Genomic DNA, 22,826 nt, shown 5'->3' on the forward strand with positions numbered 1-22,826 from the left:
CGCTATGGCTTGGAATGAGCCGGGTGGCAACTCGAACAATCAGGATCCCTGGGGTGGCAAGCGTCGCAACAATGGCGACCGCAAGGGGCCGCCGGATCTCGACGAGGCCTTCCGAAAGCTGCAGGAAAGCCTGAACGGGTTGTTCGGTGGTGGAAAGAAACGGGGTGACGACGGGGGTGGTCCGGGCAAGAGTGGCGGCTTCGGCGGCCTGCTAGGCATTGGCCTCGTCGTGCTGGCGGCCGTCTGGCTCTACAGCGCGGTATATGTAGTGGACGAGCAGGAGCAGGCCGTGGTGCTGCGCTTCGGCAAGTACTACGAGACGGTCGGCCCAGGCCTGAATATCTATTTCCCGCCGATCGACAGGAAGTACATGGAAAACGTCACGCGTGAGCGTGCCTACACCAAGCAGGGCCAGATGCTGACCGAAGACGAGAACATCGTCGAAGTGCCGCTGACCGTGCAGTACAAGATCAGCAACCTGCAGGACTTCGTGCTGAACGTCGATCAGCCGGAAATCAGCCTTCAACATGCAACCGACAGTGCACTGCGCCACGTGGTGGGCTCCACTGCGATGGACCAGGTGCTGACCGAAGGTCGTGAGCTGATGGCGAGCGAAATCAAGGAGCGTCTGCAACGTTTCCTCGATACCTATCGCACCGGTATCACCGTTACCCAGGTCAACGTACAGAGCGCAGCCGCACCGCGTGAAGTACAGGAAGCCTTCGATGACGTGATCCGCGCCCGTGAAGACGAGCAGCGTTCGCGCAACCAGGCTGAAACCTACGCCAATGGCGTGGTACCGGAAGCTCGTGGTCAGGCCCAGCGCATCCTGGAAGACGCCAATGGCTACCGTGACGAAACGGTCTCGCGCGCCAAGGGTGAGGCTGATCGCTTCACCAAGCTGGTGGCCGAGTATCGCAAGGCTCCGGAGGTCACTCGTCAGCGTCTTTACCTGGACACCATGCAGGAAGTCTTCAGCAGCACCAGCAAGGTTCTCGTGACCGGCAACAAGAACGGCCAGAGCAACCTGCTTTACCTGCCGCTGGACAAGATGATCCAGAACAGTCCTGGCAATAACGCACCGGTTACCGGCTCTGCTGCTGCCGGCAACAACACGGATGTCGTGCCGCATGTCACCGACCTGCCGCAGACACGTACAAGGGAGACCCGCTGATGAGCAATAAATCGCTGATCGCCCTGATCGTTGGCGTTGTTGTGGTGCTGGTTGGCTGGAACTGCTTCTACATCGTGGCTCAGACCGAGCGCGCGGTGCTGCTGCAGTTCGGTCGTGTGGTTCAGGCCGATGTTCAGCCAGGTCTGCATGTGAAAGTGCCTTACGTTAACCAGGTGCGTAAATTCGACGCGCGTCTGATGACGCTGGATGCGCCGACACAACGCTTCCTGACCCTGGAAAAGAAGGCCGTGATGGTCGATGCCTACGCCAAGTGGCGCGTGAAAGATGCCGAGCGCTTCTACACCGCGACTTCCGGCCTCAAGCAGATCGCCGACGAGCGCCTTTCCCGTCGTCTGGAGTCCGGTCTGCGTGACCAGTTCGGCAAGCGCACCCTGCATGAGGTGGTATCGGGTGAGCGTGATGCGCTCATGGCTGACATCACGGCTTCGCTGAACAAGATGGCGGAAAAGGAGCTGGGTATCGAAGTGGTCGATGTCCGGGTCAAGGCCATCGATCTGCCGAAGGAAGTGAACCGCAGTGTGTTCGAGCGTATGAGCACCGAGCGTGAGCGTGAAGCTCGCGAGCATCGCGCCAAGGGTAACGAGCTGGCCGAAGGTATCCGTGCCGACGCCGATCGCCAGCGCCGTGTGCTGCTGGCCGAGGCCTATCGCGAATCTGAAGAAATTCGTGGTGACGGGGATGCCCAGGCCGCTGCTATCTACTCGAAGGCCTACGGCCAGGATCAGGATTTCTACGCGTTCTACCGTAGCCTGCGTGCCTACCGTGAAAGCTTTGCGAACAAGTCCGACGTCATGGTGCTCGATCCGAGCAGCGACTTCTTCAAGTACCTGGAGAAGTCCAGGCCTTGATGCGACGTTGACCTGAATCAGTCCGCCCGGCGGCTAAAACCTCGGGCGGGGTGATCCTTTGGGAAAACGTGTGTATGATGCGGCAGCCGGGAAATTCCCGGCTTTTTTGCGTCTGCACGTTTGATTGCTGTTTTTGTTGCAGAAGATCGGGTTGAATGGCCCGACAGTTATTCGAGGAAAGTGATGGACGAAGCCGCTAACAGGCCTTTCGTCGCGTCGTTCATGCGCGTGCGTTTTGAACGGACCGGTCATTTTCTGCTTCACTCAAGGCTCGCCCTCGGGCTGGCCGCCCGGATCTAAGGGGAATGGCGTAATGGCAACGGTAGACCGCTGGCTGCTGCCAGATGGCATCGAAGAAGTACTGCCACCGGAAGCGGCGCGCATTGAAGTCGCGCGTCGCCAGGTGTTGGATCTGTTCCAGAGCTGGGGTTACGAGTTCGTCGTGACTCCCCATATCGAGTACCTGGAATCCCTGCTGACCGGCGCGGGCCAGGACCTGGATCTGCGTACCTTCAAGGTCATCGACCCGCAGTCGGGCCGGCAGATGGGTTTCCGTGCCGACATCACGCCGCAAGTGGCGCGTATCGATGCACACACCCTGCGTCGTGAAGGCCCGAGCCGTCTGTGCTACGCCGGCAGCGTGTTGCATGCCCAGCCGCGTGCCTTGTCGTCCTCGCGCAGCCCGATCCAGCTGGGCGCCGAGTTGTACGGTGATGCCAGCCCGAGCAGCGACGTTGAAGTCATCAGTCTGATGCTGGCCATGCTGCAACTGGCCGATGTGCCGGATGTGCACATGGACCTGGGGCATGTCGGCATCTACCGCGGTCTGGCGCAGGCGGCCGGCCTGTCGGGTGAAGTCGAGCAGCAACTGTTCGATGCCTTGCAACGCAAGGCCATCGACGAGGTCATTACCTTGACCGAAGGCTTGCCGGCCGATCTGTCCGGCATGCTGCGGGCACTGGTCGACCTGTGTGGCGGCCGTGAAGTGCTGAGCGCCGCCCGTGAGCGTCTGGCCAATGCGCCGGCGCCGGTATTGGCGGCGCTGGAGGATCTGCTGGCGATCGCCGAGCGGTTGTCGGCGCGCTTCCCGGAGTTGCCGCTGTACTTCGATCTGGGCGAGCTGCGCGGTTACCACTATCACACCGGAGTCGTGTTCGCGGTGTTCGTGCCGGGTGTTGGCCAGTCCATCGCTCAGGGCGGTCGCTATGACGACATCGGCGCCGACTTCGGTCGCGCCCGTCCGGCAACCGGTTTTTCCACCGATTTGAAAACCCTGGTGACCCTGGGGCGTGCTGAGGTCGAGCTGCCGTCTGGCGGTATCTGGATGCCTGACAGTACGGATGCGGCACTCTGGCAGCAGGTTTGCCAGTTGCGCAGTGAGGGTCAGCGTGTCGTTCAGGCATTGCCTGGACAACCTTTGGCCGCCGCCCGTGATGCGGACTGCGACCGGCAATTGATCCAGCAGAACGGGCTTTGGCAAGTATCGCCACTGGCTTCCTGAGTTTTCCTGCCGGCCATCGCCGGCACCAAGTTTGCGCGAATGAGGACAAGTGTTATGGGTAAGAATGTCGTAGTCCTGGGCACCCAGTGGGGTGATGAGGGCAAAGGCAAGATCGTTGATCTGCTGACCGAACATGCTGCCGCCGTAGTGCGCTACCAAGGTGGCCACAACGCTGGCCACACCCTGGTGATCGACGGTGAGAAAACCGTCCTGCACCTGATCCCGTCGGGCGTGCTGCGCGAAGGCGTGCAGTGCCTGATCGGCAACGGCGTGGTGGTTGCACCTGACGCCCTGCTGCGGGAAATCACCAAGCTGGAAGAGAAGGGCGTACCGGTGCGCGAGCGCCTGCGCATCAGCCCGTCCTGCCCGCTGATTCTGTCCTACCACGTGGCACTGGACCAGGCCCGTGAAAAGGCCCGTGGCGAGATGAAGATCGGCACCACCGGTCGCGGCATCGGCCCGGCGTACGAAGACAAGGTTGCACGTCGCGGCCTGCGCATCGGCGACCTGTTCCACCGTGAGCGTTTCGCCGCCAAGCTGGGCGAGTTGCTGGATTACCACAACTTCGTACTGGTCAATTACTACAAAGAGCCGGCCATCGACTTCCAGAAGACACTGGACGAGTGCATGGAATACGCCGAACTGCTCAAGCCGATGATGCTCGACGTCACCGCCGAGCTGCACGACCTGCGTCGCGCCGGCAAGGACATCATGTTCGAAGGCGCTCAGGGTTCGCTGCTGGACATCGACCACGGTACCTACCCGTACGTGACCAGTTCCAACACTACTGCCGGCGGCATTGCGACCGGTTCGGGTGTCGGCCCGATGTTCATCGACTACATCCTCGGTATTACCAAGGCCTATACCACGCGCGTCGGTTCGGGTCCGTTCCCGACTGAACTGTTCGACGATGTTGGCGCGTTCCTCGCCAAGCGTGGTCATGAGTTCGGCGCGACCACCGGTCGTGCCCGTCGTTGCGGCTGGTTCGATGCCAACATTCTGCGTCGCGCCATCGACGTCAACAGCATCTCGGGCCTGTGCCTGACCAAGCTGGACGTGCTGGACGGTCTGGAAACCATCAACATCTGCGTAGGCTACAAGAACGCTGATGGCGCCATGATCGACGCACCGACCGATGCTGACAGTTACATTGGCCTGGAGCCGGTGTACGAGCAGATGCCGGGCTGGAGCGAATCGACCCTGGGTGCCAAGACCCTGGAAGAGCTGCCACAGGCTGCACGCAACTACATCAAGCGCATCGAAGAGCTGGTCGGCGCGCCGATCGACATTATTTCGACGGGCCCGGACCGCAACGAAACCATCGTTCTGCGTCATCCGTTCGCTTGATAAGTCGTTGATGTAAAAACACAAAGGCCCCTTCATCGGGGCCTTTGTCGTTTATGCCTGTTGGACGGCATGACCTTTGCTGTGAATCTGTCTACAAGAATGCCATCAATTTAATGGCGTCAGACGTAGAGGGATTCACAGTGTCGGCCGTTCTCTCACTGTTACAAAGCCGTTTGTTGCGGCCCGTTTTCGTTACTCTTGGTATCGCCCTTTTGGTGCAGGTGCTGGTTGCCGTCGCCCTGACGCGGAGCACGGTCACTGCGCTGGAAGCCGACCTGGGGACTCGCCTGGGTGCCGACAGCCAGAAACTCTCCGGTGAGCTGGAGCAGGCCGGACGTGAAGTCACTTCGAGCCTCGATACCTTGTCCACCAATACGCGCCAGCGGTTGACTGCGGGGCTGTCCTCGCGTCTGAAGGAAGAGCAGGCACAACTGCGTACGACGCTGGAGAAAGACCTGAAGGACTCGGCCAACGACATGGCCCAGTTGCTGGCCTCGGTGGCGCCTCGAGCCATGTGGGACAGCGATGTGCCGACACTGTCGGAGTTCGCCCGCCGGGCCCAGCGCAATCCCAACGTACTGTTCGTGGTCTATGACGACGCTACCGGCCAGCATCTGACCCGCTATCTCAACCGCGAAAACCCCATCAACAAGGCCTTGCTCGAAAAGGGTCAGGGCGAGCGGGCGCTGGATAAAGTGCTGGATGCGGCTAAAAACGACCCTTCCGTTTATTACATCGAAGCGTCGATCAATCCCAACGGGGTGGAAATCGGCAAAGTGCTGATGGGGGTTTCGACAGCTTCGGTGGAAACCGATCTGGCAGCGCTCGATCAGCGCTTCTCGGCGCTCATTGCCAGCAGTGATCAACTGGTGGGCGATAGCCTCAAGGGTGCGGCGGCCGACAGTGCCACGGCCATGCGGGCGCGACTGCAGTCGGCGCAGTCCACCGCCGCCGAGATGAAAGCCAACACAGCCAGTACAGTGCAGGACGCCGCTGCCACGTTGCGTTGGCGCATCGGGATGGGCCTGGCGCTGGTCGGCGCCGGTGTGCTGTTATTGCTGGCGATCGTGCTCGGCCACCGCGTGGTCAATCGCCTGAAGATGCTCAACGCCGCCATGGATGATCTGGCAGCAGGCGAGGGGGATCTGACCAAGCGTGTGCAGATCAACAGCAAGGACGAAATCGGCGACATGGCCTCGGCGGTCAATCGCTTTGTCGACAAGCTGCAGCCGATCGTGCGCGAAGCCGGGGATGTGGCCCAGCGTACCGGTCTGGAAATCGGCGCCATGACCCTGCGCAACGCCGGTGCCGATGCGGCGGCGGGGATGCAGCGCGATGAAGTGGCCGAAAGTCTGCGGGCGCTGTCGCAAATGGCCGATGAAGCGCAGTCGGAAAGTCATGCGATGCAGGCGGCGCTGAAGCAGGTGGTCGATATTCGTCAGGCCACCGAAGAGAACACCCGCACTTCAGCCAGGGTCGGCAGTCTGATCGAGGCGCTGGCGGGGCAGGTCGATACCGGTGCCAAAGTCATCGAACGGCTGGCGCAGCAGAGTGAGCAGATCGAAGTGGTGCTGACCGTGATACACGGCATCGCCGAGCAGACTAACCTGCTGGCGCTCAACGCCGCCATTGAGGCGGCCCGGGCCGGTGAGACCGGGCGAGGATTCGCGGTGGTGGCGGACGAAGTACGGGCGCTGGCCAGCAAGACCCAAAGCTCCACTGGCGATATTCAGGCGCACATTGTGGCGTTGCAGCAGGGCGCACGCGAGGCGGTCGAGGCAATCGGTCAGGCCGGGCGTCAGGCCAGTGAAGGATTGCTGGTATTGCGTGACAGCGCACGTTTGCAGCAATCGGTGCAGGCGTCGGTCGAGCAGGTGCATACGGCGATCGGTCTGGCAACCCAGGCAGCGGCCCATCAGGCGCAGGGTGCGCAGGCTGTGCGCGGGCGGGTCGAGACGATTCATGCCCAGGCCGAGAAAGCCGCTCAAGCGGTGGTCGAAACCACGGCCAGCGGCAAGGTGCTCGATGGTCTGGCGGCGCAGCTCAAGGCCAGTCTGGGGCAGTTCCGGGCCTGATAGTGCGGGCAAAAAAATCGCAGCTTCGGCTGCGATTTTTTTATCGGCTCAAATACATTCGGGTGGTCAGCAGGTAGACGGGCAAGCCCGATACCACGATCAGCAACGCTGCATAAGGCGCCGCTGCGGCGAACTCGACATTCGCTGTGTGGGCCCATACCTCGGTCGCCAGAGTATTGAGCCCGGTCGGACTCAACAGCAGCGTTGCCGTCAGTTCTTTCATGGCATCGAGAAACACCAGCGCAAACGCTGCACCGAGTGCCGGAAAGATGATCGGCAGGGTCACTCGGCAGAACGCTGTGAACGACGACGCGCCAAGGGTGCGGGCGGCCTCCTCCAGTTGCGGTGCGGCCTTGTTCAATGCCGTACGGATCGGGGCTTGAGCCAGTGGTAGAAACAGCAGCGCATAAGCGATCAGCAGCAATGCGGAGGTCTGGTACAGCGCCGGCACGTAATGCAGGGCGAAATACACCAGCGTCAGGGCGATCACCAATCCCGGAAGGGCATGCAGCAGATAGGGCAGTCGCTCGGCCCAGATCGCCAGCTGGCCCTTGTAGCGCACCACCAGCAACCCGACCGGCACCGCCAGCACCAGACAGAGTCCCGCGCCACCCAGCGACAACGCCAGCGACGACAGCAATGCCTCGGTGATTGCTGCCACCGGGAAAGAGGCTGACGATCCGACCGCCAGCCAATAAGCCAGCATCCCCAGCGGGATTCCACTCCCGACAATCGCCAGCATCAGGCAATACATCTGACCGGCAATCGCCCACGGCCCGAGCTGCACTTGTTCGGCACGCCGCGCCGCGCCCTGGCCGGTGCGTACATGGCGGCCCTTGCCGCGCGCTCGCAATTCCAGCCACAGCAGCATCAAACAAAGCGCCAGCAACACCGCAGACAGCATCGCCGCGTTGGCATTGCTGAACTCCAGCTCGAATTGCTGGTAAATCGCTGTGGTGAATGTCTGCAGGCCGATGATCGACAGTGCGCCGAACTCCACCAGCATATGCAGCGCAATCAACAACGAGCCGGCCAGCAGCGAAGGCCAGAGCAAGGGCAGGGTGATGCGGAAAAACACGCCCCAGCGATTCTGTCCCAGCGTCCGTGCCGATTCTTCAAGTGAAGGATCAAGATTGCGCAGGGTGGCCGCCACCGGCAAAAAGATCAGCGGGTATTTCGACAGGCTCATCACCAGAATCGCCCCGCCCAGTCCTTCGAACTGCGCGCTGAGCGATACCCAGGTAAAGCTGCTGACGAAAGCCGGTACCGCAAACGGCAAACACAGAATCACGCCCCACAGGCGCCGGCCAGGCAGGTTGCTGCGCTCCAGCAGCCAGGCCAGCGACAGGCCGATCACAGCGCAAGTCAAGGTTACGCCGACCATCAGCGCCAGCGTGTTGCGCAGCAGGCCGAACACGTAGGGACGCCACAGCAAGTGCAGCGCCTCGCTCCAGCCTGCCTGCCAGGCTTTGAGCCCGACGTAGGCCAGCGGCAGCAGGCTCATCACCACCAGCAGCAAGACTGGCAGCACCAGCCAGACCGACGGGCGCTTGCGCCGTGGCATGTAACTCCCTCGGGCGGCGGGGGCGGATAACGAGGCGCTCATCAGTTCAGGCCAACTTCGCGTTCCAGTTCCAGCGCTTCCTCGGCATTGCCCAGATCGGCGGGCGTGACGTCCGGTGCTTCCAGTTCACTGAACGGCTTGAGGCCGCGATCCGATTTCATGCCGTTATGCAGCGGATACTCGGCGGTGGTCTGAGTGATCACGCGCTGGCCTTCCTCGCTGGCCATGTAGGCGAGAAATTGCTGGGCTTCTTTTGGATGCTTGCTGGACTTCAGCACGGCTGCGCTGGAGACGGTGATCAGGCCGCCGACATCTCCGCCAGAGAAGTAATGCAGTCGGGAGTCAAGCTTGCCCTTCTCCCGCTGCAGGGCGAACCAGTAGTAGTTGTTCACAAGTACAGTGGCGACTTCGCCGTTTTCCACAGCCTTGAGGGCAACCATATTGTTGCTGTAGGTCTTGCCGAAGGCGCGCAGTCCGGTCAGCCATTCTTCGGCGGCTTCGCGACCGTGCTTTTTGATGATGGCGACGGCCTGTTCCTGGAAGGCGCCGCTGGTGGGCACGAAACCGACCTTGCCTTGCCACTGCGGATCGGCGAAATCCAGTACCGATTCGGGCAGGTCTTTTTCATCGACCAGCTTCGGGTTGAACGCAACGACGCGAACCCGGGCGGTGACGCCGATCCAGGTGCCGTTGCCGGCGACATACTTTTTCGGCAGGACGGCCAGGGTGGCGTCCTCGGCCTTGGCTAGCAGGCCCAGTTCGCCGAGGTTGTTCAGCGGCGGGGATTCTTCGGTGTAAATGACGTCGACAGGGGATCGGTCGCCTTCCTCGATGATCTGGCTGGCGAGCTGGTTGCTGCTGCCCTTGCGCACATTGACATGAATGCCGGTCTTGGCTTCGAAGGCTTTGGCGATCGCGTCGCCGACTTCCTTGTGTTGGCCGTTGTAGAGGGTCAGGGAATCCGTGTCGGCAGCCTGGGTGAGGGGAGTGGCGAGTGCCAGGCCGAGCAGGGTGAAGGTCAAGCCGCGGCGCAGGGTATTTCGAAACATCATTCGCAGGGTTCCTCACTGTCGCATTGCAAAAACTTGCAACAATGATAAACGATATCGTTTCTCAAATGCTCCTTGCGAGCGAAGTAAGGGTCTGGTACGGAGGTTTGGAATTTCAGGAGGCCAGAAACGCAAAAACCCGCTTTCGCGGGTTTTTGTGAAATTCAAGATCGTAACCTTGAATTTGAATTGGTGCCCAGAAGAAGACTCGAACTTCCACGACCGTAAGGTCACCAGCACCTGAAGCTGGCGTGTCTACCAATTTCACCATCTGGGCTTCATCTTCAGCGTTGCCGCTGTTGATGTGGCGCACTATACGGAGCGCCTTTTGATCTGTAAACCCCTGATTTGATTTTAATAAATCAATTTCAGAAAAAATGCGGGGCGCAGAATGCAAAAAACCCGCTTTCGCGGGTTTCTGTGTGAGTCTTGAAACTGCTTCAGTCTCAAACTCGAAATTGGTGCCCAGGAGAAGACTCGAACTTCCACGACCGTAAGGTCACCAGCACCTGAAGCTGGCGTGTCTACCAATTTCACCACCTGGGCATCTCGACAGCGTCAGTACGTCGTCGATGGCGCGCACTATACGGAGCGTCTTTTTAACTGTAAACCCCTGTCAGCAAAAAAAATGGTTTTTTTTACCAGCGGTGTCCAAAACGCTTTTCGGACGTCGATAAAGGTCTCAAGACGCGCCTTATAGAGTCGGAAATTTCCCGTTTGATGGCGCCTATGCCAAACTAACCCGCATATAGACAAGGTGAAAACTCTCTAATGGCCGATTGGCAGTCCCTCGATCCCGAGGCCGCTCGTGAAGCGGAAAAATATGAAAACCCCATTCCCAGTCGCGAACTGATCCTTCAGCACCTTGCTGACCGGGGTTCGCCGGCTGCCCGTGAGCAACTGGTCGAAGAGTTTGGTCTGACCACGGACGACCAGATCGAGGCCCTGCGCCGCCGCCTGCGTGCCATGGAGCGCGATGCTCAACTGATTTACACCCGCCGTGGCACTTATGCGCCGGTGGACAAGCTCGACCTGATCCTCGGCCGCATCAGCGGTCACCGCGACGGTTTCGGTTTCCTGGTGCCGGATGACGGTTCCGACGACCTGTTCATGAGCCCGGCGCAAATGCGTCTGGTGTTCGATGGCGACCGCGCCCTGGCGCGTGTTTCCGGTCTGGATCGTCGCGGTCGCCGCGAAGGCGTGATCGTCGAAGTGGTGTCCCGTGCTCACGAAAGCATCGTCGGTCGTTACTTCGAAGAAGGCGGGATCGGTTTCGTTGTCGCGGACAACCCGAAGATCCAGCAGGAAGTGCTGGTCACGCCCGGCCGCAACGCCAATGCCCAGATCGGTCAGTTCGTCGAGGTGAAGATCACCCACTGGCCGACTCCCCGCTTTCAGCCACAGGGCGATGTGGTCGAAATCGTTGGCAACTATATGGCGCCGGGCATGGAAATCGATGTCGCCCTGCGTACCTACGATATTCCTCACGTCTGGCCAGAGGCCGTGGTCAAGGAAGCCCGCAAGCTCAAGCCGGAAGTCGAAGAAAAGGACAAAGAGAAACGCGTCGACCTGCGCCATCTGCCGTTCGTCACAATCGACGGCGAGGACGCTCGCGACTTTGACGACGCGGTTTATTGTGAAGCCAAACCGGGCAAGCTGCGCCTGTTTTCCGGCGGCTGGAAGCTGTATGTGGCGATTGCCGACGTTTCCAGCTACGTGAAAATCGGTTCGGCGCTGGACGCCGAGGCTCAAGTCCGCGGCAACTCGGTGTACTTCCCCGAACGCGTGGTGCCGATGCTGCCGGAAGAGTTGTCCAACGGCCTGTGCTCGCTGAATCCACACGTTGATCGTCTGGCGATGGTTTGCGAGATGACCATCTCCAAGTCCGGCGAAATGACCGACTACTGCTTCTATGAAGCGGTGATCCACTCTCACGCACGACTGACCTACAACAAGGTCAGCGCGATGCTGGAAACGCCGAAGGCTACCGAAGCGCGCAAGCTTCGCGGTGAATACACCGACGTTCTGCCGCACCTCAAGCAGCTCTACGCGCTGTACAAGGTGTTGCTGGCCGCCCGTCACGTACGTGGCGCGATCGATTTCGAGACTCAGGAAACCCGGATCATCTTCGGTTCCGAGCGCAAGATTGCCGAGATCCGCCCGACCACTCGTAACGACGCGCACAAGTTGATCGAAGAGTGCATGCTGGCAGCCAACGTGGCCACGGCAGAGTTTCTGCAAAAACATGAGATTCCGGCGCTTTACCGCGTTCACGATGGTCCGCCACCGGAGCGTCTGGAAAAACTCCGCGCGTTCCTTGGCGAGCTCGGCCTGTCCCTGCACAAGGGCAAGGAAGGTCCGACGCCGAAGGACTATCAGGCCTTGCTGGCGAGCATCAAGGATCGCCCGGATTTCCATCTGATCCAGACCGTAATGCTGCGCTCCCTGAGCCAGGCGGTGTACAGCGCTGAAAACGATGGCCACTTCGGCCTGAATTACGAAGCCTACACCCACTTCACATCGCCGATCCGTCGTTATCCGGACCTGCTCACCCATCGGGCGATCCGCAGCGTGATCCACTCGAAACAGGACACGCCGCACGTTCGTCGTGCCGGTGCGATGACCATCCCGAAGGCGCGCATCTATCCGTACGACGAGGCGGCACTGGAGCAGCTCGGCGAACAATGCTCGATGAGCGAGCGCCGTGCCGACGAAGCGACCCGCGACGTGGTGAACTGGCTCAAGTGCGAGTTCATGAAGGATCGCGTGGGCGAGTCGTTCCCGGGCGTCATCACCGCAGTGACCGGTTTCGGTCTGTTCGTCGAGCTGACCGATATCTACGTCGAAGGTCTGGTGCACGTCACGGCGCTGCCGGGCGACTACTACCACTTCGACCCCGTGCACCATCGCCTGGCCGGTGAGCGCACCGGTCGCAGCTTCCGTCTCGGCGATACCGTTGAAGTGCGCGTCATGCGTGTCGATCTCGACGAGCGCAAGATCGACTTCGAGATGGCCGAGAAAACCATCAGTGCCCCTATCGGTCGCAAGAAGCGGGGCGCGGAAACGGCTGCTCCGGCAACCAGAGCCGCGGAAGAAAAGGTCCCGGCAAAAACCGCCAGCCGTCGTCCGGTCAAGGAAAAGGTTTCCGACGCTTACCGCCCGAGCGATGCCGTGGCGAAAAACGCCGAGCTGCGCAAAAGCCGTGAATTGAAGAAAGCGTTGCTGGCCGAAGCCAAGAACGGTGGTAAAGCGGCGCCCTCGGGAAAAACCGGAAGGTCCATACCCGACAAGGCTTCCGGCGGCAAGCCAGGCAAGCCGAGCAAACACCGCAAGGGCCCGCCGAAGTCGGGTTCCGCTCCAGCCAAAAGCGGCGGGGCACGTAAACCGAAGGCGAAGTCATGAGTCAGTTGGAAAAAATCTACGGCGTTCACGCGGTAGAAGCGTTGTTGCGTCACCACCCAAAACGTGTCAAGCAGATCTGGCTGGCTGAAAGCCGCAACGATCCGCGAGTGCAGACGCTGGTCGAACTGGCCAATGAAAACCGCGTGCAGATCGGCCAGGCCGAACGCCGCGAGATGGATGCCTGGGTCGAAGGCGTGCATCAGGGCGTGGTGGCGGAGGTCAGTCCGAGCCAGGTCTGGGGCGAGGCGATGCTCGACGAACTGCTTGATCGGACCGAAGGCGCGCCGCTGCTGCTGGTGCTCGACGGCGTGACTGATCCGCACAACCTCGGCGCCTGCCTGCGTTCGGCGGATGCTGCCGGTGCGCTGGCGGTGATCGTACCGAAAGACAAGTCGGCGACCCTGACGCCGGTCGTGCGTAAGGTGGCTTGCGGCGCGGCGGAGGTGATACCGCTGGTGGCCGTGACCAACCTTGCGCGTACCCTGGAAAAACTCCAGCAGCGCGGTCTGTGGATTGTCGGTACGGCGGGTGAGGCCGAGGTCAGTCTCTATGACCAGGACCTGACCGGCCCGACCATCCTGATCATGGGCGCCGAAGGCAAGGGCATGCGTCGTCTGACCCGTGAGCATTGTGACTACCTGGTGCACCTGCCGATGGCCGGCAGCGTCAGCAGTCTCAACGTGTCGGTTGCGACTGGCGTATGCCTGTTCGAGGCCCAGCGCCAGCGCGGGGCCAAGGCCAAGGCTGCTGCCAAAAAGGCTTAAGCCTCACGCCGCCTAATGTGGGAGCGAGCCTGCTCGCGAAGCGGAGTTACATTCAGCATCATTGTTGGATGTTAAGCCGCCATCGCGAGCAGGCTCGCTCCCACAGTGTTTTCTGGTGTGGCAGAAAGTGTGGCTGTTCAAATAATCACCAATTACCTTGCGCCTCTTCTGTCCCTTCTCTACAATTGCGCCCCTTGCTGTGACGGCAGGCACCCATGTGCCCCGTGCCGGCAAGTCCATAAGTGTCATTCACTCCTTGTCTGACCGTTTTTGAGCGGCAGGCTACAACCCGTAAGGAGCATTCATGCGTCATTACGAAATCATCTTTCTGGTCCACCCTGACCAGAGCGAGCAAGTCGGCGGCATGGTTGAGCGTTACACCAAGCTGATCGAAGAAGACGGCGGCAAAATCCACCGTCTGGAAGACTGGGGCCGTCGTCAACTGGCCTACGCAATCAACAATGTTCACAAGGCTCACTACGTGATGCTGAACGTTGAGTGCACCGGCAAGGCCCTGGCCGAGCTGGAAGACAACTTCCGCTACAACGATGCTGTGATCCGTAACCTGGTCATCCGCCGCGACGAAGCCATCACTGGCCAGTCCGAGATGCTCAAGGCTGAAGAAAACCGCAGTGAGCGCCGTGAGCGTCGCGAGCGTCCTGAGCACGATGGCAGCGCCGATGGCGATGACAGCGATAGCGACAGCGACAACAGCGATAACGCTGACGAGTAATCCACGGACCTTTTAAGGAGCCTATCAAATGGCACGTTTCTTCCGTCGTCGTAAATTCTGCCGCTTCACCGCTGAAGACGTGAAGGAGATCGACTACAAAGATCTCAACACTCTGAAAGCTTACGTATCCGAGACCGGCAAAATCGTTCCAAGCCGTATCACCGGTACCAAAGCTCGTTATCAGCGTCAGCTGGCCACCGCTATCAAGCGCGCCCGCTTCCTGGCCCTGCTGGCCTACACCGACAGCCACGGCCGCTGAGACCGGGTAGTCGACAAGAAGTAAAGGATCGAATGCATGCGTGCCTTGGCTGAATTCATCATGCGGGGGCGTATGCAGGCCACGCTGGTCGTGGCCGGATCTGCGGCGTTGCCGCTGTTGTTCTGGTTGAGTGCCGCTGCAGGTTGCCTTGTGCTCCTGCGGCGCGGTTCGGACGCCTTGAGCGTCCTGGGTGTGGGCGTGTTGTCGGCGTTAGTGAGCTGGCACTACCTGAAGGACCCGACAGCACTGATCGTGTTGCTCGGGGCTTGCGGTCTGGCGCTGGTTTTACGCGCCGGACACACCTGGAATCGCGTGCTGCTGGTCAGCGTGGCCGTGGGATTGTTGATTGCCGTGAGCCTGGGGACCGTGTTCGGTTCCTTCACCGAAGCGCTGGCGCAGACGTTTGAACAAGTCCTGCCGCTGGCAATGGGTGAGGTCTACGAGAAATTCTCGGCAGACCAGAAAGCGATTCTCACGGGGTTGGCGGTTCCTCTGTCGATCATTTCGACAGCACTGTCGTTGCAGGTTTTTAGCGTGCTGTGCCTGATTCTTGGGCGCTATTGGCAGGCGTTGTTGTATAACCCCGGCGGTTTCGGTCGCGAGTTTCGCGCCATCCGACTGCCGAAAGGCGTTGCGCTGTCGCTTCTGGCCGTCATGTGTGTGGCACCGTTCTTCGGTCTGCATGCACTGGTCCTGATGCCGTTGTGCAGCGTACCGCTGTTCTTCGCCGGTCTGGCCCTGGTTCACGGGCTGGTGGCGCAGAAACGGTTGGCCGGCTTCTGGCTGGTGGGGATATACGTCACGCTCGTGCCTTTCATGCACTTGCTCGGTCCGTTGCTTGTGGTTCTGGCCATTGTCGACAGCCTGATTGATTTTCGCGGTCGTCACGTGTCGAAAGACATCGATAACGCGAACGGTGAAGGTTAAAAGTTAAGAGGTTAATACCAAATGGAACTGATCCTGCTGGAAAAAATCGCCAACCTGGGCAACCTGGGCGACAAAGTAAAGGTTAAGGCCGGCTACGGTCGTAACTACCTGCTGCCTTTCGGCAAAGCCACCGCTGCGACCGCTGCCAACCTGGCTGCGTTCGAAGCGCGTCGCGCTGAGCTGGAAAAAGCTGCTGCCGAGCGTAAAGCATCGGCTGAAAGCCGCGCTGCCCAACTGGCCGAGCTGGAAGTGACCATCACTGCCACCGCTGGCGACGAAGGCAAGCTGTTCGGTTCGATCGGTACTCACGACATCGCTGACGCACTGACCGCCTCTGGCGTTGAAGTGGCGAAGAGCGAAGTTCGTCTGCCGAACGGCACCATCCGCAACGTGGGTGAATTCGACGTAGCCGTGCACCTGCACGCTGAAGTCGAAGCTACCGTACGCGTTGTCGTTGTAGCTGCTTAAGCAACACCTGATCGGCTGGCGGCTTGTCCGTCAGGCGGTTAACATCGGGCACGATCCTGTTTACAGGTCGTGCCCTTTGTCTTTCTGCAAACCGTGCTTTTTCTGAATAAAACAAGTGGCCATGAACGAAATCTCCGCTCCTGAGCAATACGATCTGCAAACCGCTGCCCTGAAGGTGCCGCCGCATTCCATCGAGGCCGAACAGGCTGTGCTCGGTGGCCTGATGCTGGACAACAATGCCTGGGAACGCGTGCTCGATCAGGTCTCCGACGGCGATTTCTACCGGCATGACCACCGTCTGATTTTCCGTGCGATTGCCAAACTGGCCGATCAGAACTCGCCGATCGACGTCGTGACCCTCGCCGAGCAACTGGACAAGGAAGGTCAGACCTCGCAAGTCGGCGGCCTCGGTTACCTTGGCGAACTGGCAAAAAACACGCCGTCCGTCGCCAACATCAAGGCTTATGCGCAGATCGTGCGCCAGCGTGCGACGTTGCGCCAGCTGATCGGCATCAGTAACGATATTGCCGATGCCGCCTTCAACCCCGAGGGGCGTACCGCCGAAGAGATCCTCGACGAAGCCGAACGGCAGATCTTCCAGATCGCCGAGGCGCGGCCGAAAACCGGCGGCCCCGTGGGTGTCAATGACCTGCTCACCAAGGCCATCGATCGTATCGATACGCTGTTCAACACCTCGGATGCGATCACCGGCCTGTCCACCGGCTACACCGACCTCGACGAGAAGACCAGCGGCCTGCAACCGGCCGACCTGATCATCGTTGCCGGTCGTCCGTCGATGGGCAAGACCACCTTCGCGATGAACCTGGTGGAGAACGCCGTACTGCGCAGCGACAAGGCCGTACTGGTGTACTCGCTCGAGATGCCAGGCGAATCGCTGATCATGCGTATGCTGTCGTCCCTCGGCCGTATCGACCAGACCAAGGTGCGTTCCGGCCAACTGGAGGATGACGACTGGCCACGCCTGACCTCGGCGGTGAACCTGCTCAACGACCGCAAGCTGTTCATCGATGACACGGCGGGCATCAGCCCGTCGGAAATGCGTGCACGGACCCGGCGTCTGGTGCGCGAGCACGGTGACATTGCCCTGATCATGATCGACTACCTGCAGTTGATGCAGATCCCGGGCTCCAGCGGTGACAACCGGACCAACGAGATCTCCGAGATCTCCCGATCCCTGAAAGCCCTGGCCAAGGAATTCAACTGTCCCGTTGTTGCCCTGTCGCAGCTCAACCGCTCCCTGGAGCAGCGCCCGAACAAGCGTCCGGTGAACTCCGACTTGCGGGAATCCGGAGCGATCGAGCAGGACGCCGACGTCATCATGTTCGTGTATCGGGACGAGGTGTATCACCCGGAAACCGAACACAAGGGCATCGCCGAAATCATCATCGGCAAACAGCGGAACGGCCCGATCGGCTTCATTCGCCTGGCCTTTATCGGCAAGTACACGCGCTTCGAAAACCTCGCACCGGGCAGCTATAACTTCGACGATGACGAGTAGCGCAAGTCATGCCAGGTGATCGAACAGCTTCTGCGCGACCCGCGGACTGATGAGCTCCCGCCAGATCCGCTGGTGGGGCCGACCTGCCCGTTCTTCGCGCTGTTGAAACGCGCTGCCGAGCTTGCCTTGTTCCAGGGTCTTCATGTGCGCCCCCTTGAGCGTGTAGTCCAGCGCCTGGCGGTCTTGCCTGTCATAGTGAAAGTGCGCCTCCCATAACGGCGCGTTGTCTGAGCGGTCATTGATCGAGTAGACATCGAGGAACGACTTGTCCCTTCCCTTGCCCGTTTGTCTGCGCTCTACCGTTTTCACTACCTTCAGTTCCGAGTGATCGAGCAGGAAGTTCAGGCGCAGCACATCCAGCACATCCTTGTTTTTGTACATCCGGATCAGAATGGATTGCCCTTCGGCATCCATTGATGCAGCGGCGGTTCCGAGGCGGTTGATCAATCCAGTGACCTCGGCATCCTCTGCCGCCCGTTCAGTGGACTCCAGACGCTGTGCCAGATCCTTGAGGCGATCCGTCTCGGCACCCAGGAATTCGACAATATTGGTCGGATTGGCTTTGCGGGCTTCCATCAGTCGGGCCTGGTTAACGTGTTCACTCACCCGCGCCAGGCATTCGGTCGCGTTGCGCATGAGTTGTGGTCTGGGCGCAGGGGCGCTGGCGGGGCGGACGCGGCGCCATTCATCCCTGATTTTCCGGTAACGCTGAGGTGGCGCATCCGGCTTGAAAAGATCGGGAACCTTGAGCGTCACGCTGCCGTCCGCTGCGGTGTCCTTCACTCCGACCAGAACCCGGTAAGTACCATGATGACGTGTCCGGAACAGTTTTCGCGGGGCGGCTGCCTCGGTGGCTCCGGAGGACTGCTCCGGGAAAAAATCGAAATCGATATCCTGATCGTAGTGAGGCAATTGGCTGTTACTGGCAATCTGCTCATAGATATCGTTCAAGCGGTTGTCGATTTTCGATACGAACCTGTCCAGCAGGGACAACGCCTGGCTGACATACACGGCTTTTGCCGTAGTCGCTGAATTATCCAGAGATTCGAAGTCCAGAGATTCGAACGCCGCTCTGTCACTCCTGATGTTTTCCAGCGTCAATTGCAGGGCCAGCGGTTCGGAGTAGCCAGAAACTTCGTGCAGATCCTTATTCAAAAGGTGCATGGCCATTGCACTGCGCATGCCGAAAGGCGGCGGGTTTTCGGGGTCGTCGGAAATCAGGCGCAAGCAGATGTTGTATTGGCTGGAATAGATCTGGTCTACGGTAGGTACGCCACGGTTCAGCTCATCCAGTTCGGATGTGGCACTGCGGTCGGCTTTGCGAATCTGGTCCATCACCTCCTGACGATCGTCCATGATCTTCAGCTTTTTGTTGAGATGGGCGAAATTGCTCTTCAGCGACTCCACCGTGATTGCATGCACGGTCGGATATACCCTGCGATCCATCACGGCGATCAGCTTGTTGAAGTAATTGATTCTGTTCAACTGAAGGGTATGCAGCTCGCTTTTGTAGAGCCCGCCGGTCTTCAACAGAATCAACCAGTCCTTGTTGTCGATCAGTGACTTGACGTATTCGGCCTGCATTCTTGTGTGCTTGATGATATGCACTTCAAGTTTGATCAGCGCCTCTTTCTCGGCCTGGCTTCCCTCCGGAAGATCCCGGGCGCCGTCCCAGAGTTCTCCATAACGCCTGTTGGAGGCGGCCAAGGCATCGAAAGCGTTTCTGATGGGTTCATATCGTTGAAGCAAATAGGCTTTGTTGTCCTGGGTCTGTGCAGTGCGACGCATGCCTCCCTTGAGTCCATCAAGACTTGTGGTCCAGAGGCCTTCGGCATTGCGGGTGACGGCCAGCGTTTCGCCAGCCCGGCTGGCGCGATAGATGTTTTCACGGTCGGCTGCGACCGGGTCCTTCGGGTTGACGATGCGCCAGACCTTGCGTTCGGGAGAGGACGCGTCAACGTCGTGCATCACTTGATGGGCATGATTCTCGATGATGACGTAGCGTTTGCCTTCGAAACCGTGCAAACCGTCGCTGTCCGGAGCTGTTCCGGAGAAATCCAGCGTTGTCCTGAAGGTCGCCAGCCGGCGGGCGGAGAGCGGGAGGGCTCTCTCTTCGAAGTCGAGCAGTGGATGCCAACGGTTGCTATGAGGGTCATGCATAAGAATCGGGCCCGAAGGCCGCGATTCGCTTCCCAGGCTGGCCCGATAGAGCGCCAAGTCGGGATCCAGGCTGATTTGCAAGGTACTGCCATCATGCAAATCGACGAACAATCGCCCCTTGAATGCTCTGAAGCCGCTTGCGTCGGCGACGGGCAGTCGGGTGCCCGGACTGACCCGATAGGCTTCCAGTGCTGGTGCTGAAGGTATCGAAGGCGGGGATGAATGGATTTCGCTGACGCTCACCGATGGCGCCGCAGAGATTCTGTCAGGGTCTGCGCTGTCCGGGTTTCTGCCCGGTGTTTGTCCGTCGACGAGGCTTTGCGCGACGGAACCGATAGCGGGCGAGGTGCCGTGCCGTGGCGGCAGGTCTTGGGCCGATCGCGAAGGCTGGTTGTGCACTTCGGCGGTGATCGCACCTTTTGACGGTGGTTTTGCAGGCATCTTTATTCATCCTTGAATAAGTTGAAGGGCATCTTTGGGAGCGGTAGGCCGCAGGCGGGCGAAGGAGAGAGAATCCGACCACGGTCGTCGGAATTGGTCAAAATTTGTGCTATATTCCGCGCCCGCGAAATTCAATGAAAGCCAACACCGGTTATCGACATGCAAGCAGCCAAGCCGTTATTTGACTATCCAAAATATTGGGCCGAATGTTTCGGACCCGCGCCGTTCCTGCCGATGAGCAGGGAGGAGATGGATCAGCTCGGCTGGGATTCCTGCGACATCATCATCGTCACCGGTGATGCCTACGTCGATCATCCGTCGTTCGGCATGGCGATCATCGGCCGGCTGCTGGAGGCTCAAGGCTTTCGCGTCGGGATCATTGCGCAGCCGAACTGGCAGTCCAAGGACGACTTCATGAAGCTCGGCGAGCCGAATCTGTTCTTCGGCGTCGCGGCCGGCAACATGGACTCGATGATCAACCGCTACACTGCGGACAAGAAAATCCGTTCCGACGACGCCTACACCCCGGGTGGCATGGCCGGCAAGCGTCCGGATCGCGCGAGTCTGGTCTACAGCCAGCGCTGCAAGGAAGCCTACAAACATGTGCCGATCGTGCTCGGTGGCATCGAAGCCTCCCTGCGTCGCATCGCTCACTACGACTACTGGCAGGATCGCGTGCGCAACTCGATCCTGATCGACGCCAGCGCCGACATCCTGCTGTACGGCAACGCCGAGCGGGCGATTGTCGAAGTCGCCCAGCGTCTGTCCTACGGCCACAAGATCGAAGACATCACCGATGTGCGCGGCACCGCGTTCATCCGTCGCGACACGCCGGCGGGTTGGTACGAAGTCGACTCCACGCGCATCGACCGTCCGGGCAAGATCGACAAGATCATCAACCCGTACGTCAACACCCAGGACACGGCGGCTTGCGCCATCGAGCAGGAAAAAGGCCCGGTTGATGATCCGCAGGAAGCCAAGGTCGTGCAGATCCTGGCCAGCCCGAAGATGACCCGCGACAAGACCGTGATCCGCCTGCCATCGATGGAGAAGGTACGTAACGACCCGGTCCTGTACGCCCACGCCAACCGCGTGTTGCATCTGGAGACCAACCCGGGCAACGCCCGTGCGCTGGTGCAGAAGCATGGCGAGGTCGACGTCTGGTTCAACCCGCCGCCGATTCCGATGACCACCGAAGAAATGGACTACGTGTTCGGCATGCCTTACGCACGCATTCCACATCCGGCGTATGGCAAGGAAAAGATCCCGGCCTACGACATGATCCGTTTCTCGGTGAACATCATGCGTGGCTGCTTCGGCGGCTGCACCTTCTGCTCGATCACCGAGCACGAGGGCCGGATCATCCAGAACCGTTCCGAAGAATCGATCATTCGCGAAATCGAAGAGATCCGTGACAAGGTACCTGGCTTCACCGGCGTCATTTCCGACCTCGGCGGCCCGACCGCGAACATGTACCGCATTGCCTGCAAGAGCCCGGAAATCGAATCCGCGTGCCGCAAGCCGTCCTGCGTGTTTCCGGGCATCTGTCCGAACCTGAACACCGACCATTCGTCGCTGATCCAGCTGTATCGCAGCGCCCGTGCGTTGCCGGGTGTGAAGAAGATCCTGATCGCCTCCGGCCTGCGTTACGACCTTGCGGTCGAGTCGCCGGAGTACGTCAAGGAACTGGTGACCCACCACGTCGGCGGTTACCTGAAGATCGCCCCGGAACACACCGAGGAAGGTCCGCTCAACCAGATGATGAAGCCGGGGATCGGTACTTACGATCGCTTCAAGCGCATGTTCGAGAAGTTCTCGAAGGAAGCGGGCAAGGAGCAATACCTGATTCCGTACTTCATCGCGGCCCACCCGGGTACCACCGACGAGGACATGATGAACCTGGCCCTGTGGCTCAAGGGCAACGGCTTCCGTGCCGACCAGGTGCAGGCGTTCTATCCGTCGCCGATGGCCTCGGCCACCGCCATGTATCACTCGGGCAAGAACCCGTTGCGCAAGGTCACCTACAAGAGCGACGGCGTGACCATCGTCAAGAGCGAGGAGCAGCGCCGCTTGCACAAGGCGTTCCTGCGTTATCACGATCCGAAGGGCTGGCCGATGCTGCGTGAAGCGCTGATCCGCATGGGCCGTGGCGACCTGATCGGTCCGGGCAAGCACCAGTTGATCCCGCTGCACCAGCCGGCCAGCGACAGCTATCAGAGTGCCCGTCGCAAGAACTCGACACCGGCCGGCAGCCACAAGGTCGCGAAAGACAAGAGCACGAAGATTCTCACCCAGCATACCGGTCTGCCACCGCGCGCAAGCGACGGCGGCAATCCGTGGGACAAGCGTGAGCAGGCCAAGGCCGCGGCATTTGCCCGCAACCAGCAGGCTGCCAAGGAGCGCAAGGATGCGGCGAAAGGCAAGGGGCCGAAGCCGGCCCGCAAGCCGGTCGTTCCGCGCTGAAACGCACTTGAACTGAACAGAACGCCAACCTTCGGGTTGGCGTTTTGCATTGTGCCTCGCGACATTTGCGTGCAGGCGTATCAGCCCCTTTCACTGCATGCCCGATTTTGG

The 22,826-nt window shown here is 60.1% G+C and carries 16 protein-coding genes and 2 tRNA genes; 13 read left to right on the forward strand and 5 right to left on the reverse strand.

Features of this window, described 5'->3' with window-relative positions; all coding sequences use genetic code 11:
* Nucleotides 1-4 precede the first annotated feature (4 nt).
* The 5 genes from hflK to ACK6BI_RS00855 all read left to right on the forward strand — a co-directional run bounded on the left by hflK (nucleotide 5) and on the right by ACK6BI_RS00855 (nucleotide 6,966).
* A complete protein-coding gene (gene hflK / locus ACK6BI_RS00835) occupies nucleotides 5-1,174 on the forward strand; it encodes an FtsH protease activity modulator HflK (RefSeq protein WP_409315628.1) in 1,170 nt (389 codons plus the stop codon).
* Nucleotides 1,174-2,043 (forward strand): protease modulator HflC, encoded by an 870-nt coding sequence (hflC, locus tag ACK6BI_RS00840; RefSeq protein ID WP_065258776.1) that lies wholly within the window; start codon nucleotides 1,174-1,176, stop codon nucleotides 2,041-2,043. The genes hflK and hflC overlap by 1 nt, the downstream gene beginning before the upstream one ends.
* Before the next feature lie 313 nt (nucleotides 2,044-2,356).
* Nucleotides 2,357-3,544, forward strand: a complete 1,188-nt coding sequence (locus ACK6BI_RS00845) for an ATP phosphoribosyltransferase regulatory subunit (RefSeq protein ID WP_114881212.1) — start codon at nucleotides 2,357-2,359, stop codon at nucleotides 3,542-3,544.
* 54 nt (nucleotides 3,545-3,598) lie between these two features.
* Nucleotides 3,599-4,891 (forward strand): adenylosuccinate synthase, encoded by a 1,293-nt coding sequence (locus ACK6BI_RS00850; protein ID WP_085701309.1) that lies wholly within the window; start codon nucleotides 3,599-3,601, stop codon nucleotides 4,889-4,891.
* Nucleotides 4,892-5,031: 140 nt separating this feature from the next.
* Entirely contained in the window at nucleotides 5,032-6,966 is a 1,935-nt protein-coding gene (locus tag ACK6BI_RS00855; RefSeq protein WP_409315629.1) for a methyl-accepting chemotaxis protein, read from the forward strand.
* 40 nt (nucleotides 6,967-7,006) lie between these two features.
* Here the strand turns inward: ACK6BI_RS00855 and ACK6BI_RS00860 are convergent, their stop codons facing one another.
* The 4 genes from ACK6BI_RS00860 to ACK6BI_RS00875 form a co-directional block, all read right to left on the reverse strand.
* Nucleotides 7,007-8,572 carry an ABC transporter permease gene (locus tag ACK6BI_RS00860; RefSeq protein WP_409315630.1) on the reverse strand — a complete coding sequence of 522 codons (1,566 nt, stop codon included), beginning with the start codon at nucleotides 8,570-8,572 and terminating at the stop codon, nucleotides 7,007-7,009.
* Nucleotides 8,572-9,582 (reverse strand): extracellular solute-binding protein, encoded by a 1,011-nt coding sequence (locus ACK6BI_RS00865; RefSeq protein ID WP_409315631.1) that lies wholly within the window; start codon nucleotides 9,580-9,582, stop codon nucleotides 8,572-8,574. The genes ACK6BI_RS00860 and ACK6BI_RS00865 overlap by 1 nt, the downstream gene beginning before the upstream one ends.
* Nucleotides 9,583-9,769: 187 nt before the next feature.
* Nucleotides 9,770-9,856 (reverse strand) — tRNA-Leu (locus ACK6BI_RS00870).
* 182 nt (nucleotides 9,857-10,038) lie between these two features.
* Nucleotides 10,039-10,125: transfer RNA gene (locus ACK6BI_RS00875), tRNA-Leu, on the reverse strand.
* 225 nt (nucleotides 10,126-10,350) lie between these two features.
* On the opposite strand from ACK6BI_RS00875, the gene rnr reads away from it, so the two are divergent.
* From rnr to dnaB, 7 genes are all read left to right on the forward strand, one after another.
* The gene (rnr, locus tag ACK6BI_RS00880) at nucleotides 10,351-12,981 is read left to right on the forward strand and encodes a ribonuclease R (protein ID WP_409315632.1); all 2,631 of its coding nucleotides are present in this window, start codon (nucleotides 10,351-10,353) and stop codon (nucleotides 12,979-12,981) included.
* On the forward strand, nucleotides 12,978-13,745 hold the full coding sequence (gene rlmB, locus ACK6BI_RS00885) for a 23S rRNA (guanosine(2251)-2'-O)-methyltransferase RlmB (RefSeq protein ID WP_409315633.1): 768 nt from the start codon (nucleotides 12,978-12,980) through the stop codon (nucleotides 13,743-13,745). The genes rnr and rlmB overlap by 4 nt, the downstream gene beginning before the upstream one ends.
* A 304-nt stretch (nucleotides 13,746-14,049) precedes the next feature.
* Complete coding sequence (rpsF, locus tag ACK6BI_RS00890; protein ID WP_065258783.1) at nucleotides 14,050-14,478, forward strand: 30S ribosomal protein S6; 429 nt, start codon at nucleotides 14,050-14,052, stop codon at nucleotides 14,476-14,478.
* Nucleotides 14,479-14,506: 28 nt separating this feature from the next.
* Nucleotides 14,507-14,737 (forward strand): 30S ribosomal protein S18, encoded by a 231-nt coding sequence (gene rpsR / locus ACK6BI_RS00895; protein WP_002551829.1) that lies wholly within the window; start codon nucleotides 14,507-14,509, stop codon nucleotides 14,735-14,737.
* 36 nt (nucleotides 14,738-14,773) lie between these two features.
* Nucleotides 14,774-15,664 (forward strand): hypothetical protein, encoded by an 891-nt coding sequence (locus tag ACK6BI_RS00900; protein ID WP_065258784.1) that lies wholly within the window; start codon nucleotides 14,774-14,776, stop codon nucleotides 15,662-15,664.
* Between the two features lie 21 nt (nucleotides 15,665-15,685).
* Complete coding sequence (rplI, locus tag ACK6BI_RS00905) at nucleotides 15,686-16,132, forward strand: 50S ribosomal protein L9 (RefSeq protein WP_260522003.1); 447 nt, start codon at nucleotides 15,686-15,688, stop codon at nucleotides 16,130-16,132.
* Nucleotides 16,133-16,253: 121 nt separating this feature from the next.
* Nucleotides 16,254-17,651, forward strand: coding sequence for a replicative DNA helicase (dnaB, locus tag ACK6BI_RS00910; RefSeq protein ID WP_065258786.1), 1,398 nt, complete (start codon nucleotides 16,254-16,256; stop codon nucleotides 17,649-17,651).
* Between the two features lie 6 nt (nucleotides 17,652-17,657).
* Here the strand turns inward: dnaB and ACK6BI_RS00915 are convergent, their stop codons facing one another.
* Entirely contained in the window at nucleotides 17,658-20,252 is a 2,595-nt protein-coding gene (locus ACK6BI_RS00915) for a hypothetical protein (RefSeq protein WP_409315634.1), read from the reverse strand.
* A gap of 159 nt (nucleotides 20,253-20,411) precedes the next feature.
* Here ACK6BI_RS00915 and ACK6BI_RS00920 point away from each other — a divergent pair, with 159 nt between their 5' ends.
* The gene (locus ACK6BI_RS00920) at nucleotides 20,412-22,715 is read left to right on the forward strand and encodes a YgiQ family radical SAM protein (protein WP_409315635.1); all 2,304 of its coding nucleotides are present in this window, start codon (nucleotides 20,412-20,414) and stop codon (nucleotides 22,713-22,715) included.
* Nucleotides 22,716-22,826: the final 111 nt, after the last annotated feature.

The organism is Pseudomonas sp. KCJK9016 (assembly GCF_046231795.1).
Taxonomy (GTDB): domain Bacteria; phylum Pseudomonadota; class Gammaproteobacteria; order Pseudomonadales; family Pseudomonadaceae; genus Aquipseudomonas; species Aquipseudomonas bananamidigenes.

What these genes read in the sequence shown, in the direction of transcription:
- hflK (WP_409315628.1), top strand. Translation starts at nt 5, where the DNA reads ATGGCTTGGAATGAGCCGGGTGGCAACTCGAACAATCAGGATCCCTGG.
- ACK6BI_RS00900 (WP_065258784.1), top strand. Translation starts at nt 14,774, where the DNA reads ATGCGTGCCTTGGCTGAATTCATCATGCGGGGGCGTATGCAGGCCACG.
- ACK6BI_RS00850 (WP_085701309.1), top strand. Translation starts at nt 3,599, where the DNA reads ATGGGTAAGAATGTCGTAGTCCTGGGCACCCAGTGGGGTGATGAGGGC.
- rpsR (WP_002551829.1), top strand. Translation starts at nt 14,507, where the DNA reads ATGGCACGTTTCTTCCGTCGTCGTAAATTCTGCCGCTTCACCGCTGAA.
- ACK6BI_RS00860 (WP_409315630.1), bottom strand. Translation starts at nt 8,572, where the DNA reads ATGAGCGCCTCGTTATCCGCCCCCGCCGCCCGAGGGAGTTACATGCCA.
- ACK6BI_RS00865 (WP_409315631.1), bottom strand. Translation starts at nt 9,582, where the DNA reads ATGATGTTTCGAAATACCCTGCGCCGCGGCTTGACCTTCACCCTGCTC.
- ACK6BI_RS00845 (WP_114881212.1), top strand. Translation starts at nt 2,357, where the DNA reads ATGGCAACGGTAGACCGCTGGCTGCTGCCAGATGGCATCGAAGAAGTA.
- rlmB (WP_409315633.1), top strand. Translation starts at nt 12,978, where the DNA reads ATGAGTCAGTTGGAAAAAATCTACGGCGTTCACGCGGTAGAAGCGTTG.
- ACK6BI_RS00920 (WP_409315635.1), top strand. Translation starts at nt 20,412, where the DNA reads ATGCAAGCAGCCAAGCCGTTATTTGACTATCCAAAATATTGGGCCGAA.
- rnr (WP_409315632.1), top strand. Translation starts at nt 10,351, where the DNA reads ATGGCCGATTGGCAGTCCCTCGATCCCGAGGCCGCTCGTGAAGCGGAA.
- ACK6BI_RS00915 (WP_409315634.1), bottom strand. Translation starts at nt 20,252, where the DNA reads ATGCCTGCAAAACCACCGTCAAAAGGTGCGATCACCGCCGAAGTGCAC.
- hflC (WP_065258776.1), top strand. Translation starts at nt 1,174, where the DNA reads ATGAGCAATAAATCGCTGATCGCCCTGATCGTTGGCGTTGTTGTGGTG.
- dnaB (WP_065258786.1), top strand. Translation starts at nt 16,254, where the DNA reads ATGAACGAAATCTCCGCTCCTGAGCAATACGATCTGCAAACCGCTGCC.
- rplI (WP_260522003.1), top strand. Translation starts at nt 15,686, where the DNA reads ATGGAACTGATCCTGCTGGAAAAAATCGCCAACCTGGGCAACCTGGGC.
- rpsF (WP_065258783.1), top strand. Translation starts at nt 14,050, where the DNA reads ATGCGTCATTACGAAATCATCTTTCTGGTCCACCCTGACCAGAGCGAG.